Raw genomic sequence first — 18,140 nt, forward strand, 5'->3', positions numbered from 1 at the left:
GTTAGTGAATCTATGTTGCTGCTTTGATTTAGATTACCAAATGCAAAACCTTTAGCATTAAGTGTATTAATCGAGTATGAATGGCTCTCATTTTTACTGTCATCGCAGCCGAGTAATAATAGACTCGTAATTGCCGGTTACTGTGAAATATCGGCGGTACCAGATTGGCGTCGTTCTCACAGATGATTGGCCGGGAAAAAGTGTAAAGCTACGCTTTTTGACTGTTTATCTGTGCGACCTTCTTTACACCGACAGCTGACATCGAAGTTAGATTTTGATCCTATAAGCTATCGAAATAGGTTTCAATATTGTGTATCCTCCTTTTTTGAACGTTGTTTTATTTGGTGTAGGTTGGTTACATGTTAAAGATTGTGTTGGTTGAAGATGATGAAAAGCTGTGTGAGTTACTGGCAAATTACCTTCGGCAGCAGCAGTTTGAGGTGATCACAGTACATGATGGGCTTCAGGCCCCTGATGTGATTATCAGCCACCAACCAGATCTTGTGGTATTGGATCTCATGTTACCGGGCATGGACGGATTGAGTATCTGCCGTAAGATCCGAGGTAAGGTACAGAGTAAAATTATGATCCTGACTGCTAGCGATGATGATATCGATCATGTCGCCGGGCTGGAAGTCGGGGGCGATGACTTTGTCAATAAGCCGATTAAGCCTCGCGTACTCTTGGCAAGGATCCGGATGTTGCTGCGCCGCCAGATCACTGACTCGGCATTGGGCTGTGATCAACAGGGCCATATGTCATCAGATGAATTGGAACACCGTTATGGGACGCTGACAGTTAATCATCGTAGCCGTAACTGTGAAATGAATGGTGAAACCGTATGCCTGACTGACAGTGAATTCAACTTATTGTGGCTGCTGGCAAGCCATCCCGATGAAGTGCTGACGCGGGAGTTTTTGGTCATGGAAACTCGCGGCATCAAATATGATGGTTTGGATCGCACCATTGACAATAAGATTGTCACTCTTCGCAAAAAACTGGGCGATAACCCGTCTCTCCCTCGAAAAATTATTACTGTACGCGGCAAAGGGTATTTGTTTGTGCCTGATCGTTGGTAGGTCTAGTCCATGAAGCGTCTCTATTTAGAGTTTTTTATTGGCCTGTCAGGTCTGTTCTTTCTCTGCATCTTGGTGTTTTCTTTTGTGACTCAGGAGCTCACAACAGACTACGAAGCTGAGCTGGAAATAAGTCATGTTTCGAGTGTCATGCAGATATTGGACGATGTTGCTGCGCAACGCGGCCAAGCGAAAGCTGATAAGCTATTGGCCGGCTATGCCGAACAAAGTCATCTAACCTATCAAACCTTTAGCTGGGATCAGCTGGGCTTCACTCAGGCCGAACACAATACACTCAGCCAGCGCGGTGCCTTGTTTGAAGATGAAAACCAGTATTGGGTGGTGTACGGCGATCAAAAGTGGGTGTATTTCCTTCAGCCTGATACGGAACAAGATTTGTGGCTTATGTTGGATTTGGAGTTCAAATTGCTATGGGTATCTTTTTTCGCCACGTTTGCCCTCTACAGTGCCATAATGTTGAAGCTGTTATCCGGCCGTTTTAGGAAGTTGGAACAAGCCACGATGGCTTTTTCGGATGGAGACTTCAAAGTCAGAGCGTCGGAGAAAGCAGGGGATCGTGTCGGCCGCCTCAATGCCCGTTTTAACCAGATGGCAGATAAGATTTCCGAGTTGATCCAGAGTCATAAGCACCTGACTAATGCTATTGCCCATGAGCTCAGAACACCACTTTTCAGAATGCAATGTCAGCTTGATTTATTAGAAGAGTCGACACTGAGTGCTGAGCAAAAAAACACCCTTGCCGGCCTTTATGAGGATGTCGACGAGCTTGAATCCTTGATTGAAGAGCTGCTGTATTTTGCCAAGATGGAGCGCTCAGGTGTGACATTACAATTGCAGCAGCAGGATGTGTCTGAAGTATTGCAACGCACGCTTGTTCATTGCCAAAAGGACACCGTTAAGCAACTGATCTTGGACTGCCCCAAACATTGCCTCTTTGATGTTGATGCCCGTCACCTCGAACGTGCGGTCTCTAATATTATCCGTAATGCTTTTCGGTATGCTGAGCAGAGCATTGTTGTCAAAGCATTTTGCCAAGATAGAGTCTTGACGATTCAGGTAGACGATGATGGCTGTGGTATACCTGCGGATGAAAGAGAGAGTGTATTGAAACCGTTTTATCGGGTCGGTACATCTCGAGACAGACAATCTGGTGGTCACGGTTTGGGCTTGGCGATTGTTGCCCAGGTGGTTTCTCTGCATCAGGGGGAACTGTTAATCAGCGAAAGTGACAGTGGCGGGGCAAGGTTCATTATCCGTTTGCCACAGGCACGGTGCTAGAGCTTATGATTAACCAAGAGGAAGCGGCTGCTTCCTCTTATTTTTGGTCGATAGCCATTGTTAACTGGCGAGAGCAACAAGGTGGAAGATGGCCACGATCCCGGTGAGTTTGTTTCTCATTGGTTGGTAATCCGCAGGGCTATTCTCTTTTTCCACCTCACGTATTTTTTTCTCGGCAAACCAAATAGCGACAAAGCCAAACAGCAAAACCAGCACAGACCAGACATAGCTTTCTGGTGAATGAAGTAATACCCCCCATGCGATCAGAGCAAAGAGGTTACTGAGCAACAGGGCATTGCGACTGAGGCTGGTTTTCATATGATCAATGGCATTACCCCATAAAATACCCGACAGAAAGCTCAGGATAACCGCGCTGTAAGCGATAAACACAGTGTGTGCATCGAGTCCGAACAGGGTTTTGTCAGCCCATATGCAGATCAGACTAAGTGCAAAAGGTGCCAAGCCCAAATAGGCGAGGCGGGTCATTATTTGATTGGGGCTTGAAGTCATTGGCGCACTCTCTGTTTATTGGCTATTAAAGCATAGCTGAAGAAAGTGCGGCTCAAGTTGTCTCGCTCGTTTAGGCGCGATGGTTATGTGTTGTTTTGTTTAGATAGCGCCTGATCACCCGGCTCCATAGGGGGACATAGAAGTGGCAAATTCGGTAGAACAGGTAAGCCGCTGCAGAAAGTCCAGACAGGTAAGCACAGAGGTGAACGGAAAAGCCAACGCCAATACCAATAAACATTACGACGAGTGAAAACAAAATTGAACGCCAGACATTTTCTACGAGATAAGCAGCCCATTGACTGAAGTTGGTATCCTTCAGTTTAAAACGCAAAAGCAGTAGGGCCACGAGATACAATGCTGGGATCACGCTGATCAGTGGTGCTGGCCAACCATGGTACAGGGTAAAACCAACCAGTAGTTTTCCCGAAACCGCATAGGTAAGTGCCAGCGAATCAATAAACTCAAACGGTAACAGGCTTGCTACAGTGAATAAGCAAAGACCGACGGCGTAAACAACTGAGCCGGAAAACAGGATGAAGTAGACCGGTAAGCCGATGGCGAGGTGAGCTAAAGGTGCGAGTGTCATTGTATGCATTAGCCACTTTAGCCAAGAAGCATGATTTTCCATAGCCACCTCCATATGCCCTGAAGGGATTGGGCAGATGATTTCATCATCTAATGAATGAAGAGCCATTGCAACGGCGTGTATATTATTCTTTGATTGAAATCATGATGTTTACTCTGCTTAGTGGGTTAAACAACCGTTATGAGCAATTGTGAATATTGTGTTGTTAGTGCATGACTGAAGGCCTGAGAAGCATTACTATAATCCCGTTGTGACTACTGTTGAGATTCAAAATGAGAAAGCTTCCTCTTACTTCATGCGCTTTCGTTTTATTATCATCTTGGCCTGCATTTTCAGCGGCGTTGCCCGCTCCGGTTGCCTTTCAGACGGTACCTGAAATTATGGTTCAATTTGATGATGCTTCTGAATACCGTAAAAAAGCGGTTACCTTAGGGCGCCTACCGCATAAAGTTGAGATAGGGAAAGCGTTCCCGACTTATGTTGCTGGCGATAATGGAAAGCCTGCCTTGGAGACAGAGAATACGGTAACCGACAAGGTCGTTATTGCCCGTAACCCATCGCCGGTGGTCGGCGCGGTGTATAACGAGTGGTTAGTGCCGAAAGAGGCGTGGCTGACGACGTATGGTGAGCTACCCATGTTCGATACTTTTATGCCATTCAAACGGATCAAAAGTATCAAGGCTATCCCTATTACTGAAGAGATCTTGCGTTTACTAGGGAGCCTTGATGGTGAAACCGCCGTTATTGAGGTGGAATGGAACGATGCAGGAATGAAAGTCTACAGAGAAGGATATCTGACTGATGGCGGTTACGGTATTGCACCGGAAGAAATGCAACAGACGTATGAAAAAGTGGAATTAAGATAGGGTGCCATGCACTGAACTTTAACCCTAATCACATTTTGTCCTGAATAGAGATAGTTTTGGTTGTTTAGCTAAAACGGTTTATCAATGATCGTAACAGATAAATCTTTAGGAGAGATGAGAATGGCATCCTGAAGGCGAAGGTGCTTTTTTCGGTCGTGTTGGACAATACCTGCCTCCTTGAATTGTGCTCAACTAAAACCGCAGAAACGAAAAAGGCGTTAGCAGAATAGAATTTGCTAACGCCTTAAATTAATAGAGCATCATGTTATATATGTTGAACATGTTTACGTTTAATGATTACGCTTTGTTTGACTCTTAGTCAACGTCGCAATCAGTACAACTTTGCAGTGCGATTTCGTGTTCAAAGACTGCTGTATCGTTACCTTCTGCCAGTAGTTCTGCGATTTCATCCGCAACTTCTTGCTCATCTTCCGCTTCAACTTGATTCGCGAGTTCTTCTTCTGAGTAGCCGTAGAAATTCAGCAATAAGTAATCACGCGCTTCGTCTTTAGTACAAGTTACGTTCACCGAAAGATCTGGCTCAACGTTGCCTTGCGCGATAATCGCAGCCAGTTGTGCTAGGACATCATCTTTCATCGCAGCCGTTAACCAACCAAGATCAGTGCTTACTGTGGTTTTTTTGCAGTTAAAACAAGGGAGTTGGTGAAAGTAATATTGAAAATCAGTCATAGGTAATGTCTTCTTTGAGTGTTGTATAGCAAGATTATGCGCGTTTTCTAGCAAAATACTATCTCAATAGACATTGAAAACTGAATTGCCGTGATGATTTGGGGCGGGCGCTGAGTGGAGTAACGCTGATCGCTCAACGAACACCCAAAACATGGGTATCAAAAGATGCCTTTGTGGAGGCTTGAGCCTAGTGCAGTGAAAGTTGCACGCTGGGTTCTTAGGGAGACGACACTTGGTAACAAGTGTCGTCCACCCGATAAAAGTGAGTTAGTGATTATTCTCCTTTAATCGTGTGCAGTTCATAGCTTTTGCAACCGAGATCCAGTACCGATTTTTCAGTGTGGCTCTCTAGGTCAACGTTCTGCTGCCTGCGTCTATGTCACTTGTCTCATGACGGGCACCGATCACCGCCCCTGCTAATGCAATTAAGGTCGATCCGACCATTGCGATGATCATTGGCCATAATGAGGTGCCCCCCAGCATAGCTGCAAACGCGCTGACACCAGCACCGACACCGTATTGCACGGCGCCGAGCAGGGCAGATGCCACTCCCGCATTGTTATCGAAATAGCGCATAAAGCAGGCACTTGAATTCGCCATGATACCGCCGTTGGCCGCAATGGAGATAACGAATCCAGGAACAATAAACCACAGTGCTTCAGGGGCAATGATCTGGCTGGTGATCAGGATCGCCCCGCCGATAAGCTGCAAACTTAGAAATAACTTAAGCAAGGTTGATGGTTCAAACGTTCGTAACAAATAGGTGTTGGTTCGGTTGATGATCACAATACCGATCACATTGGCAATAAAGAGCCCAGAAAAGAGTTCGGCAGAAACACCAAAATGATCGATATAGGCCAAGGGCGCATTGGTAATGAACGTCATCAACACTGCGTAACCAAAAGCCTGGGCGAGAAGGAACCCCAGCGCGCGACGTTCCCTGATGACAGAAAGGTAACCCCCCGTCCCCTTGGCTTTCTTGGCGGGCTTTGCATTGGGCATGACCAGCATTGCATTTAGAGCAATCAACGTGGACAGAAAGCAAAGCAGATAGAAAATCCAGTGCCAGCTTTGGGTTCGTAGGATCAATGTGCCGACGGTCGGGGCAAGGGAGGGAGCCAGCATCATGATCAGCGCGATAAGCGAAAATAGCCGTGCCGCTTCTTTGCCGACGGCATTGTCTCTAATCGTTGCCGGTACACCCACTACCGCGATCCCGCCGCCAAGCGCCTGTACAATCCGCCATGCCCAGAGCATGTCCAGTGAATCTACGCTTGCCATCATAAAACTGCCGACAGCAAACACCAGCAGACCCGACACCATCGTTGGCTTACGGCCCAACCGATCAGAAAGCGGACCGCCAATGAGCTGGCCTATTGCCATGCCAAGGACATAAATACTGACGGTAACGGCGACCAGCGAAGTCTTTACCCCAAGATCGCCAGCAATCGTCGGTATGGCAGGTAAGTAGCTATCGATTGCAAAAGGAGAAAGGGCAAAAACAGCGGCGAGCAATAGCAGTAAGGACGTGGGAATGTGTTTATTCATAAAACCTCTTATTTATCTTTCTAGAAAGATACTATATGGCATTTATCTTTCCGGCAAGATATATTTGGAGGGTTAGGAAGGAGTAGACCGATGGCAAAGCAAGAGACCGTTGCTAATATCTTGATAAGTATTAAAGAAAATTGGCCTGAATCGTTTGAACAATATTCACCGCTGATTTTGCGCACTCACCGCATTCATGACTACCTACAGCAAGATTTGGCAAAAGTGATTGACCAATATCAGCTGCAAAGTGCCGATTTTGGCGTACTTGCAACATTGCGGCGGGCAGGGAAACCGTTCTGTCTGTCACCGACCGAGCTTTACAGCTCGATGTTAATCAGCTCTGGTGGGCTAACCAAAGTGCTCACTCGGGTGACCCAGGCTGGCTTGGTTAAGCGGATTGATAACCCCGAGGACAAACGCAGCAAATTGGTGCAATTGACAGTAGAAGGCAGAGTGCTGATCGATGACATCATTCAAAAGCTACATGGTAGTAATCAAGCTAGATTGAAGGTGTTATCGAAGGAGGAGCAGCGACAGCTGGACGGGTTACTGGCCAAAATGCTAACCGCTTGGGAATAAGGTAAAAGGTCTCTTCGGCGAGTGTTGATATGCTGGCTCTCTTAATGTTTGCGGTATCCGCTAAGCTTTGTATACTGCCCGCAACGCAGATCTAGCTAAGATGTTTTTATGATTATTTTTACGACAAACTTTGGTGATATCGAAATTGAACTGGATTTCGACAAAGCACCGGTCAGCTCAAAGAACTTCCTGCAATATTGTAAGGACGGTTTTTACGAAGGGACCATTTTCCACCGTGTTATCGATGGCTTTATGATCCAAGGTGGCGGCCACCTTCCAGGTATGAAGGAAAAGCCGACCCGCGATCCGATTGTCAATGAAGCTAACCGTGGTCTGAAGAACAAGGTCGGTACCATTGCGATGGCCCGTACTGATGCTCCACATTCGGCAACAGCACAGTTTTTCATTAACTTGGAAGACAACGATTTTCTTGATTTCACGTCAACCACCAACCAAGGTTGGGGCTATGCCGTCTTTGGTAAGGTCACTGGCGGTATGATGGTGGTTAACAATATCGGTAAGGCACTGACTATGACCCGCTTTGGGCATGAAGATGTGCCACTGGACGATATCATTATCGAAAAAGTGACGATCAAAGAGTCATAATCACAAGCTCTACCAATATAAAGCTACCTTCGCAGGTGGCTTTTTTTTTGCTTAAAACGCCAACGACTCAAATTACTTATAACGCTTGTTTATTCACCTGTTTCTATTCCATATTCCTCGTGATTATCCGGTATTAAAAGTTTTTTGATTTTATATAAGATTTTAAGAAAATAAATGATAAGAACGGGATGAAATGATTAATAAATTTTTATTAATCATTCCTATATTGTTTGAAAAATATGGTGAGAAAAAAAAGTGTGCTCTAGTTCAAGTATTTTACTCTTAATCTCTGTTTTTATTATACCCAGAGAAGGGAATATGCCGAGGTTGATAGTTAGTCGTTTAATAACGGTTAGCCCTTTAAATTAATTTGGCAATTATATTAGGTGACTTTAATTATGCGAGAATTAACAGTAGAGCCTCTCACTAAAGAGGCATTTGCCCCTTTTGGTGATGTGATTGAAACGGATAACTCCGAATTTTTTTATATCAATGATCGCTCAGGCCAGCGTTTTCATGGTCTTGGTGCTATTGATGTGTCAGATACGGCTGCACCATTGATTAGTATTGTTCGAGCCGCAGGCTTTGATAACAGCCTCTCATTCGACTTACTGGAAAAACATCCTAAAGGGAGTCAGGCTTTCTTTCCATTAAACGGTGAGCGATTTATTGTTATTGTTGCTCAGGGTGATGATGATATTGATGAGCCGACATTACGTGCATTTATCACCAATGGAAATCAAGGCGTAAATTACCATCGTAATGTCTGGCATTATTTACTGTTTGCAAAAAATCAAGAAACAGACTTTTTAACGATTGACCGAGCAGGTGAAGATAATTGTATTGTCAAAAAATTATCTGCCAATTATACCATCAGCTTTTAAATATTTAATTTAATTAAATCCTATTTGGTTAGGGTGAGAAAACTTACCCTATCTTTAGGTGGAGAAAAATTATGGCGAGAATGCGAGCAATAGAAGCGGCAGTATTAATTCTTAAAAAAGAAGGTGTGGATACTGCATTTGGTGTCCCGGGTGCCGCGATTAATCCTATGTATGCAGCTCTGAAAAAAATAGGTGGCATTGACCATGTGCTAGCACGGCATGTTGAAGGTGCTTCTCATATGGCTGAAGGTTATACCCGCACCGCGCCGGGTAACATTGGGCTATGTATTGGTACGTCAGGTCCGGCGGGTACAGATATGATCACTGGCCTCTATTCTGCCTCTGCAGACTCGATTCCCATTCTCTGCATTACCGGGCAAGCACCTGTTGCGAAGCTACATAAAGAAGACTTTCAGGCCGTTGATATCGAAGCAATTGCCAAGCCTGTAACGAAAATGGCGGTCACAATTCGAGAAGCTGGCCAGATGCCAGGCACTTTCCAGAAGGCGTTTTACGAAATGCGCTCTGGTCGCCCTGGTCCGGTACTGTTGGATTTACCGATTGATGTACAGATGACTGAGATTGAGTTTGATATTGATCTCTATGAGCCAATTACCCCTGCCAAAACATCGGCGACAAAAGCTCAAGCTCAAAAAGCGTTGGCCATGCTTAACGAGGCTGAAAAGCCTGTATTGGTCGCTGGCGGTGGGATCATCAATGCCAATGCTTCTGAACTTCTGCGCGAGTTTGCAGAATTGGTCAATGTGCCCGTTATCCAAACGCTGCGCGGGTGGGGAACATTATCAGATGAGCACCCGTTGATGACCGGCAGAATGGGGTGTCAGGCAAACCATCGTTACGGGAATGCCACTTACCTTGAGTCAGATTTTGTGTTTGGTATTGGTAATCGCTGGGCGAACCGTCATACAGGGGATCTGAATACATACACCGAAGGGCGAAAGTTTATTCATGTTGATATTGAGCCAACTCAAATTGGCCGCGTCTTTTCACCAGATCTTGGTATTGCTTCCGATGCTCACGATGCATTGTCGGTATTTATTGAAGTGGCCCAAGAGATGAAAGCCAACGGTGATCTGAAAGATAGAAGTGAATGGGTGGCGAGTTGTGCTGAACGTAAGCGTACGATGTTACGACGTGAAGATTTTGATTGTACCCCTGTAAAGCCACAGCGTATATACCACGAAATGAATAAAGCGTTCGGCCCCGAGACAAGGTATGTGTCTACGATCGGTTTGGCGCAAATTGCAGCTAATCAGTTTCTGCATGTTCACCAACCAAGGCACTGGATCAATGCTTGTCAGGCTGGCCCACTAGGTTGGACGATGCCTGCAGCCTTGGGGGTGGTAAAAGCCGATCCGTCCAAGCCTGTCGTTGCCATTTCTGGTGACTATGACTTCCAGTTCCTCGTTGAAGAACTCGCGGTGGGTGCCCAGTTCAATCTGCCGTATATCCATGTACTAATCAACAATGCCTATTTGGGCCTTATTCGTCAGGCTCAGCGAGCCTTTGATATTGATTACTGTGTTCAGCTCTCTTTTGAAAACCAGAATGCGCCGGAATTGAAAGAATACGGTGTCGATCACAAGCGCGTCGTTGAAGGACTTGGCTGTAAGGCCATTCGTGTGGATCAGCCTCAAGACATTGGCCCTGCGCTAGCGCAGGCGAAAGAATGGCTGCAGAAGTACAAAGTGCCTGTTGTGGTTGAGGTATTGACCGAGCGCGTCACCAACATTGCGATGGGGCCTGATATCGACAAGGTGATGGAATTTGAAGATACCGTCGACCTGTAAGCCTTTCTAGTTAATACATATCAATCACTTTTGATCATTTATTTCGAATTTGCTGTGGCTGGAATGCCACAGCGCCTAGGAGCATGAATTATGCCAAAACTCGCAGCTAACCTGTCAATGCTTTTCACTGAGCTTGATTTTATGGACCGATTCCAAGCCGCTTCTGAGGCTGGTTTCCGCGGTGTCGAATACCTTTTCCCATACGACTTCCCTGCTACTGAGATTGCAGCGAAGCTGGAAGCAAACGGCTTGCAGCAAGTGTTATTTAATTTACCTGCCGGTGATTGGGCCGCTGGTGAGCGGGGAATTGCGTGCCATCCTGATCGGATTGAAGAGTTTCGCTGTGGTGTTCCCAAGGCAATCGAGTACGCAAAAGCATTAGGCTGCAGCCAGGTAAACTGCCTGGTCGGTATTAAGCCGGATCATGTCACAGATGATGATGCGTATCGGGTGCTTGTCGAAAACTTACGGTTTGCCAATGAACAGTTAGAAGCCGCAGGAATTGCTTTTGTTGTTGAAGCCATCAACACCCGTGATATTCCAGAATTTTTTGTATCCAACACTCGGATGGCCCTTGGGTTACTGGAAGATGTCGGTTCTGACAATATTCGTTACCAATATGACATCTACCACATGCAAATCATGGAAGGTGATATTGCTCGTACGCTGGAAACGAATCTGGACCAAATTGGTCATGTCCAGTTGGCCGATAATCCGGGTCGTCATGAGCCTGGTACGGGAGAGCTTAATTACCCATTTTTGCTGGCTCATCTCGATAATATTGGTTATAGCGGCTGGGTTGGATGCGAGTACGTTCCTGCGAATGGTACTCAGGCGGGCTTGGGTTGGCTTAAAGATTTTAATCTAGTTTAAGGAAGGGAGAGAATAGGATGAAAAATATTGGATTTATTGGTACAGGGATCATGGGTAAACCTATGGCAAAAAATCTGCAGGATGCAGGTTATACCTTGTACTTCTCTGAACATTTTGAGCCAGCACCCGCTGAATTACTGGGAGAGAAAGGCTTCGCTTGTCCAACACCTGCCGCGGTTGCAGAAGCTGCTGAGGTGATTATTACAATGGTACCGGATACCCCTCAGGTTGAAGATGTTCTTTTCTCTGATATTGGTATCGCCAAGGGGCTTGCGGCGGGTAAAGTCGTGGTGGATATGAGTTCTATCTCGCCAATGGCAACGAAAGACTTTGCCCAAAAAGTAGAGGCTCTTGGTGCGTGGTATGTCGATGCGCCAGTGTCCGGTGGTGAAGTCGGCGCAAAAGCGGGCACGCTATCCATTATGGCGGGGGGGCGTGACGACATCTTTGCACAGGTTAAGCCGCTACTTGACGTGATGGGACAGAATATCACTCTCGTTGGTGGCAATGGTGATGGCCAGACTTGTAAGGTTGCCAACCAAATTATAGTGGCGTTGAACATTGAAGCCGTAGGCGAAGCGTTATTATTTGCTTCAAAAGCCGGCGCTAACCCAGCCAAGATCCGTGAGGCATTAATGGGTGGTTTTGCTTCATCGAAAATCCTCGAGGTGCACGGCGAGCGAATGGTCAAAGGGACGTTTGATCCAGGCTTCCGTATCCAGTTACATCAGAAAGATCTCAACCTTGCTCTTACTGGGGCGCGTGAGCTGCAACTTAACCTACCTAACACTGCAACAGCGCAGGAGCTATTTAATACCTGCGCCGCACTTGATGGCAGTGGATGGGATCACTCTGCGATGATCAAAGCGCTTGAGCACATGAGCAATCACTCTATCCGAGGCTAATCCAATCAGCGGGCACCTTGGGGTGCCCGTTGTGGTTTTTGCTGATGTGTTTAGAAAAGGAGATGGTGGATGAAAATTGTCATTGCCCCTGATTCATTCAAGGAAAGTTTAAGTGCGGCCGATGTGTGTCGGGCGATAAAAAAAGGTATTACCCAACGTCTGCCATCCAGTGAGGTGGTATGTGTGCCTATGGCAGATGGTGGGGAAGGCACGTTGGATGCATTAGTCGATGCGACGAATGGGCTTCGTCATACTGTGAAGGTGATGGGGCCATTACCGGATATGCAGGTAGACGCTCAGTTCGGCATGCTTGGTGACGGTGAAACGGCCGTAATTGAAATGGCGAGGGCCTCAGGGATAGAGCTATTAGCTTCTGAGCAGCGGGATCCTCGCCTGACTACAAGTTTCGGTACTGGCCAGTTGATTTCAGCGGCCCTAGATGCCGGGGCCAAACGGTTGATTGTCGCGATTGGCGGCAGTGCGACCAATGATGGCGGAGTTGGGATGATGCAGGCGCTTGGTGTTAGGTTCCTCGATAAATACCACTATCCAATCGGCCATGGAGGCGCTCAGTTGTCACGTATCACGGACATTGATATGGAAGACTTGGATCCTCGGCTTGCTAAAGTTGAGGTTGTCGCTGCATGTGATGTTGACAATCCATTGGTTGGGGTTCGCGGCGCTTCAGCCATTTTTGGCCCACAAAAGGGTGCCACCCCTGATGTTGTTGAGCAACTGGATCTGGCATTGGCTCGTTATGCCGGTTGTATTGACGAAAAGTTAGGGTGTCAGGTGGTTAATGTTCCTGGTGCTGGAGCCGCAGGGGGGATGGGGGCTGCGTTGTTGGCGTTTATGCAAGCTGAGTTGAAGCCGGGGATCACGATAGTTTCGGACACAGTCTCACTCGCGGAAAAGCTGCAAGGCGCTGACTGGGTTATTACCGGTGAGGGGAGAGTGGATGGGCAAACATTGGGTGGGAAGACACCGGCAGGTGTCGCCAAATTAGCTCAATCAATGGGTATTCCGACCATAGCTTTAGCCGGTTCATTAGGCGATGGCTGTGATGCATTACGCCAAGTGGGCATTGTGGCATGTTTCTCTATTTTGTCTAAACCGTGCACCTTATCCCAAGCCCTTGCTGGTGGTGCTGAAAACCTAACGTTAACAGCCTTTCAGGTGGCTGGGATGATGGTGAATCAGTCTCATTAAGGCAAGACATTCATTCGATATGACTTAAATGCAAAGTGCCACCTAAAGGTGGCACTTTTTATTACAGAAGAGTAAGAGTGGCTGCTGAAATCAGTAATACTCCATGGCAGTAGCGACTGACGCGCCAAGATGTATTTGAGCGTTATTTTTATGCAGCACAGCTTCAAGTGCTGCTAGTGTATGAAGCACGGCTTCTTGGCGGGCGTTATACCCCATCGTACCGATACGCCATATTTTGCCTTGAAGCGGGCCGAATGACGTCCCAATCTCAATGCCGAAACGAGTTAATAATTCTTGGCGAACTTTTTCTCCATCAACCCTATTTGGAATATAGACACCAACGACATTGTTCATCTTGTAGTCTTGATCGCCAAATAGTTGTAAGCCCATAGCTTGTAGACCGGCAGCCATTGCATCACCCGCTTGCTTGTGGCGCGCAATGACATTCGCAGGCCCTTGCTCAAGATAGATACGGGCACATTCTCGCGCGGCGTACAGCATTGAGGTCGCTTCGGTATGATGGTTCAGTCTTTCTTCGCCCCAATAATCGAGGATCATAGGCAAATCAAAGTAGTTGGATTGGATCATCGCTTCTTCACCATCAATATGGTGATTATCGCGGATCCCTTTTTCAACATGCTTACGGCGATTTATCTGCTCGACAAATTTAGGGCTCAGGGTGAGTGGTGCGCTGCCTGATGGGCCACCCAAGCACTTCTGGAGGCCGACGGAAACGGCGTCAAGATGCCAGTCATCAACAAAAAGATCATTACCGGCAACGGAAGCGGTTGCGTCACAATAGAACAGCACATCATGACGCTGGCAAATTTCACCAATTGCAGCCAGTGGCTGATTCATTGTCGTTGACGTATCGCCCTGAACGGTGGCCAGTAATTTAGGTTTGACCCGTTTGATGGCATCCTCGACTTGCTGAGGATCACAGACCTTGCCCCATTCAACATCAATGGTGGTGATCTCGGCACCGGTGCGCTGGGCTATTTCGCACAGTAAGTGGCCAAAGCGTCCAATAACAGGGATCAAAACTTTGTCACCGGGCTGAAGAATAGACACCAAAACCGCTTCAATACCGGCCCTTGCCGTACCATCGATAAGTAACGTTTCAGGGTTTTGGGTATGAAAGACTTGGCGGTATAGCTGCTGGGTTTGACGCATGTATTCCGTCATCACCGGATCATACTGGCCGATGAGCTGGCTGGATATCGCTTGATAGACTCGAGGGTAGGCGTTGATTGGACCTGGCCCCATCAGCAAGCGCTGTGGTGGATTGAGGGTTTCAAACAGTTCATTGTTAATCGTCATTGATTGCGGGCTCCTTGAACTTATTCTTTCGGCTTTGCTATGCGATAGTTGAAAGTATTGGTCAGTCGCATGACAGCGGCACTTAACCTGAGGATATAGGGATTGATGCTATGAGAACATTGATATAAGTGGAAGAATTGTTTTTCTATAAAAAGTTTTGATAATCAATTTATGATTAAAAAAAGAAGCGCAAGTACGGACCGACGCTTCGAAAGGCGATGTTACACGTAGTGTTTAGTAGTTATGGCGATTTATAGTGAAATATCTCGGTTACAGTCTTTGGAGTATATATAGCTAAGTGGCTCACCTCTCCCTGTTGCGTAGCAGGCTTGGGGAACGTAGGCTGCCATGAAGAGGTAATCGCCTTTTTTCACAGGGATCCAATTGTTGTCTAGGTTATAGACACCTTCACCGCTGAGAATATAAGCACCGTGCTCTTGAACATGTGTCTCGATATAGCCATGGCAAGCTCCTGGCTCAAAAGTCAGTACATGAAAGTTCATGTCAAAACCTAACTCTTTCGGTAGCAAGTCCTCAACAATGACATTCTCCATGCCTTCATAGTGGACTTTCTCTAGATTATCGCGGTGGTTAACGATTAAGTGAGGCTGGTAACCTGCGATTGGTTGGTATTTACGCTTATACAAGAATGCCTGGCTATCTTCGCCTTGGTTGGCATTCTCGATGAATAATAGTGCTCCCGGAGGACAGTAAATATAGCCACCTGCGGTGAGCGTATGACGTTGGCCATCAGCTTCGACAGCGACTTGTCCGGCAATGACATAGAAAAAAGTTTCAATTTCTTCTCCACCAAACCCGCTACGATTGTTGCCGCCATCATGAAGGGTAACTAGATAATCAATAAAACTGGCACCTAGTTGTGGTGATGACAGGATAGTCAGATCGCAATTTTCAAAACCAGGTAGAATATTTTTAACTAACCCATCTGGTGGAAGAATTGCAAAGTTGTTCTTTTTAATTACTGCGCGTGTTGCCAGTAAATCATTAATGTATCCCGTATTGTTGTTTAAGTAGCCCATCTTGTACCTCGAATCTATCACCTAAAAAAGCGGGCCCGGAAGGAAGTTTTTGGGGCCCTATTACCAGAAGCTGTGTTGGTCAATAAATATTAACTAAAAAAGAGACTAAAAGTGTGATCACGGTAACTCAATTTCCACTTAAAGGTTTAATTGTATGCTGATGTCAGAATTAAATAAAAATGTTTTATAAAGAGGTGAATTACACATATAGGCTAGACATAAAATAGAGTCGTTAATATTTTATATATACAAGCTTGAATGTGATTTTAAGTATTTAGCATCCCGCAGGGTATATATTAAATAGGTGTGTCATGAATAAAAAAAGAATTGTTATTGCGTTGGGCGGTAATGCCATGCTCAAACGTGGTGAAGTGTTATCGGCAGAAAATCAACAACGTAATATAGACAAGGCTGCCGTACTCATTAAGCAACTTGAGCAAGACTATGATGTCACCATCGTGCATGGCAACGGGCCGCAAGTTGGTTTACTGGCACTACAGAATTCGGCCTACAACGAGGTGCCGGTTTATCCGCTCGATAATTTAGTGGCTCAAACGCAAGGTATGCTGGGCTATATGCTCATGCATTCATTAACAGAACAAGGTATGAGTGATGTATCATGCCTGTTAACCCGGGTTGAAGTGTCAGCATCCGATCCTGCTTTTTCTGATCCAACAAAATATATTGGGCCGGTATATTCACCACAAGACAGGACTAAACTAGAAGAGCAATTTGGATGGAAAATGAAACTAGATGGTCAATATATCCGTCGTGTGGTTGCTTCACCAAAACCAGTTCAAGTTATTGAAGCAAGCACAATTGTAAGCCTGTTGGACCAGGGTAAAACAGTTGTATGCTGTGGCGGCGGTGGAATGCCTGTGGTGCAACAGGAGGTTGGATATCGTGGTGTGGAAGCGGTGATAGATAAAGACTCTGTCGCTGCAATGCTTGCCGAGCAAATTGGCGCTGATTATTTGATGATCCTTACTGATGCTGATGCCGTTTATCAAGATTGGGGTACGCCTAATCAAAAAGCACTGAGGGATGTCACTGTTAGCCAAATGCGTCCTTTTGCGGCACCTGATGGCGCAATGGGACCGAAAGCAGAAGCCGTTATTCAATTTGTGGAGCGGACAGGGCAAATTGCTTTCATTGGTGCCTTGCAGGACGTAGAGCAAATTTTAGTGGGTGAAAAGGGGACATGTGTCAGACCGGCATGCACAGTTGTCCCCGAAGATGTCTTAGTGAGTTAGTTGGTCGATATTTTTTAAGAACCCTTGGATTATGGGATCGTCATTTTTGAATAGCTCTATAATCCACTGGGTCACTTCACCGGTTGAGTCTTGACGCCAACCAATAGAAAGTGGAGACGGAGTGCGGCTCCACTGCACTTCTTTCTCAATTAATAGCCCCTCTTCAATCAAAGGTTTAGCGAGGTTTTTTGGCAGAAAACCAATACCAGCCCCGTTCTTATGGCAGGCTACTTTGGTCGATAAGTCAGGTACCTTAATTTCTTTCTGATCTCGTAACAGCCAAGCAGTACGTTTGTTGATATGCTGCGAACTATCCTCAATATTAATCGCTGGGTGATGTCTGAGCTGCGACTCTTTGAGTGGCATGTTGCGTGCGGCAAGTGGGTGGTTGGGCGCCAGGGTAAAGCTCCAGCTCATTTTGCCTAAAGGACGTAGTTTCACTGCATTATCAATAGTATCGAGACCCGGAACACCGATTGCGAAGTGGTAGTCATTATTCAACAGGTCATCCCATACTCCCATATATACCGCACTGGATATATTTATCTGGGTAAAGGGGAAAGCTTCATGTAATGCAAGTATAAGCTGGGATACAGCATGCTCGTCAAAGAGTAGGTTATTAACCACGATATTAATATATCGTTCAACACCATCGGCAATTTGGCGCAGCTCATCAGGCATACTCTCCATCCAATCAAGCCACTTTTGACACTGACTAAGTAAGTGCTCGCCAGCTTCAGTGAGGTTGACACTTCTTGTTGTACGAATAAAAAGCTGTGTATCGACAGCGTCCTCCAATACCTTTATTCGATAGCTGATGGCAGCCGGTGTTTTATGTAACTCTTCAGCCGCTTTTGAAAAGTTGGCATGTTCAGCCACTTTCATGAAAGAACGGATGGTTTCCCTGTCCAGCATAGGTATTCCTTGAATGTATAGTTAGTCCTGTTTTATAAAAGAATATGGCAGGAAAAAAATTGATCGAAGTCCAATATTGATAAAGCAATTAAAAGTAAGTGTAAGGAAATGATTTTTTAAAATGGCTTGTTAATTATATAAAAACTCTTAATGAATGAAGTTTTCCA

General features: G+C 46.0%; 18 protein-coding genes. 11 read left to right on the top strand and 7 right to left on the bottom strand.

Going from position 1 to position 18,140, the window contains the following annotated elements; genetic code table 11:
* Positions 1–359: 359 nt before the first annotated feature.
* Positions 360–1,079, top strand: a complete 720-nt coding sequence (locus tag C9I99_RS23440; RefSeq protein WP_107351247.1) for a response regulator — start codon at positions 360–362, stop codon at positions 1,077–1,079.
* A gap of 9 nt (positions 1,080–1,088) precedes the next feature.
* Entirely contained in the window at positions 1,089–2,375 is a 1,287-nt protein-coding gene (locus tag C9I99_RS23445; protein WP_107351248.1) for an ATP-binding protein, read from the top strand.
* Between the two features lie 60 nt (positions 2,376–2,435).
* Here C9I99_RS23445 and C9I99_RS23450 read toward each other — a convergent pair whose 3' ends face one another.
* Positions 2,436–2,885, bottom strand: a complete 450-nt coding sequence (locus C9I99_RS23450; RefSeq protein WP_107351249.1) for a DUF3429 domain-containing protein — start codon at positions 2,883–2,885, stop codon at positions 2,436–2,438.
* A 70-nt stretch (positions 2,886–2,955) separates the two neighbouring features.
* Positions 2,956–3,513, bottom strand: coding sequence for a hypothetical protein (locus C9I99_RS23455; RefSeq protein WP_107351250.1), 558 nt, complete (start codon positions 3,511–3,513; stop codon positions 2,956–2,958).
* Positions 3,514–3,743: 230 nt separating this feature from the next.
* Here C9I99_RS23455 and C9I99_RS23460 point away from each other — a divergent pair, with 230 nt between their 5' ends.
* Complete coding sequence (locus C9I99_RS23460) at positions 3,744–4,337, top strand: hypothetical protein (RefSeq protein ID WP_107351251.1); 594 nt, start codon at positions 3,744–3,746, stop codon at positions 4,335–4,337.
* 315 nt (positions 4,338–4,652) lie between these two features.
* On the opposite strand, the gene C9I99_RS23465 is transcribed toward C9I99_RS23460, so the two are convergent.
* Both C9I99_RS23465 and C9I99_RS23470 read right to left on the bottom strand, forming a co-directional pair.
* On the bottom strand, positions 4,653–5,027 hold the full coding sequence (locus C9I99_RS23465) for a hypothetical protein (protein WP_107351252.1): 375 nt from the start codon (positions 5,025–5,027) through the stop codon (positions 4,653–4,655).
* Between the two features lie 348 nt (positions 5,028–5,375).
* The gene (locus tag C9I99_RS23470) at positions 5,376–6,575 is read right to left on the bottom strand and encodes a multidrug effflux MFS transporter (RefSeq protein WP_107351253.1); all 1,200 of its coding nucleotides are present in this window, start codon (positions 6,573–6,575) and stop codon (positions 5,376–5,378) included.
* Between the two features lie 90 nt (positions 6,576–6,665).
* On the opposite strand from C9I99_RS23470, the gene C9I99_RS23475 reads away from it, so the two are divergent.
* From C9I99_RS23475 to C9I99_RS23505, 7 genes are all read left to right on the top strand, one after another.
* Complete coding sequence (locus tag C9I99_RS23475) at positions 6,666–7,157, top strand: MarR family winged helix-turn-helix transcriptional regulator (protein ID WP_107351254.1); 492 nt, start codon at positions 6,666–6,668, stop codon at positions 7,155–7,157.
* Positions 7,158–7,265: 108 nt separating this feature from the next.
* Entirely contained in the window at positions 7,266–7,763 is a 498-nt protein-coding gene (locus tag C9I99_RS23480) for a peptidylprolyl isomerase (RefSeq protein WP_107351255.1), read from the top strand.
* A gap of 398 nt (positions 7,764–8,161) precedes the next feature.
* Entirely contained in the window at positions 8,162–8,647 is a 486-nt protein-coding gene (locus C9I99_RS23485; protein ID WP_107351256.1) for an ureidoglycolate lyase, read from the top strand.
* Between the two features lie 71 nt (positions 8,648–8,718).
* Positions 8,719–10,458, top strand: coding sequence for a glyoxylate carboligase (gcl, locus tag C9I99_RS23490; RefSeq protein ID WP_107351257.1), 1,740 nt, complete (start codon positions 8,719–8,721; stop codon positions 10,456–10,458).
* A gap of 90 nt (positions 10,459–10,548) precedes the next feature.
* The gene (gene hyi / locus C9I99_RS23495; protein ID WP_107351258.1) at positions 10,549–11,331 is read left to right on the top strand and encodes a hydroxypyruvate isomerase; all 783 of its coding nucleotides are present in this window, start codon (positions 10,549–10,551) and stop codon (positions 11,329–11,331) included.
* Between the two features lie 17 nt (positions 11,332–11,348).
* Positions 11,349–12,236, top strand: a complete 888-nt coding sequence (locus C9I99_RS23500; RefSeq protein WP_107351259.1) for a 2-hydroxy-3-oxopropionate reductase — start codon at positions 11,349–11,351, stop codon at positions 12,234–12,236.
* Between the two features lie 69 nt (positions 12,237–12,305).
* The gene (locus C9I99_RS23505; RefSeq protein ID WP_107351260.1) at positions 12,306–13,445 is read left to right on the top strand and encodes a glycerate kinase family protein; all 1,140 of its coding nucleotides are present in this window, start codon (positions 12,306–12,308) and stop codon (positions 13,443–13,445) included.
* A 90-nt stretch (positions 13,446–13,535) separates the two neighbouring features.
* On the opposite strand, the gene C9I99_RS23510 is transcribed toward C9I99_RS23505, so the two are convergent.
* Entirely contained in the window at positions 13,536–14,765 is a 1,230-nt protein-coding gene (locus C9I99_RS23510; protein ID WP_107351261.1) for a pyridoxal-phosphate-dependent aminotransferase family protein, read from the bottom strand.
* 251 nt (positions 14,766–15,016) lie between these two features.
* A complete protein-coding gene (gene allE, locus C9I99_RS23515) occupies positions 15,017–15,805 on the bottom strand; it encodes a (S)-ureidoglycine aminohydrolase (RefSeq protein WP_107351262.1) in 789 nt (262 codons plus the stop codon).
* Between the two features lie 311 nt (positions 15,806–16,116).
* Between allE and C9I99_RS23520 the strand changes: the two genes are divergently transcribed.
* Positions 16,117–17,058 carry a carbamate kinase gene (locus tag C9I99_RS23520; RefSeq protein ID WP_107351263.1) on the top strand — a complete coding sequence of 314 codons (942 nt, stop codon included), beginning with the start codon at positions 16,117–16,119 and terminating at the stop codon, positions 17,056–17,058.
* Here the strand turns inward: C9I99_RS23520 and allS are convergent.
* Positions 17,047–17,973 carry an HTH-type transcriptional activator AllS gene (gene allS / locus C9I99_RS23525; protein ID WP_107351264.1) on the bottom strand — a complete coding sequence of 309 codons (927 nt, stop codon included), beginning with the start codon at positions 17,971–17,973 and terminating at the stop codon, positions 17,047–17,049. The genes C9I99_RS23520 and allS overlap by 12 nt on opposite strands.
* Positions 17,974–18,140: the final 167 nt, after the last annotated feature.

The organism is Photobacterium lutimaris (assembly GCF_003025555.1).
Lineage (GTDB): Bacteria > Pseudomonadota > Gammaproteobacteria > Enterobacterales > Vibrionaceae > Photobacterium > Photobacterium lutimaris.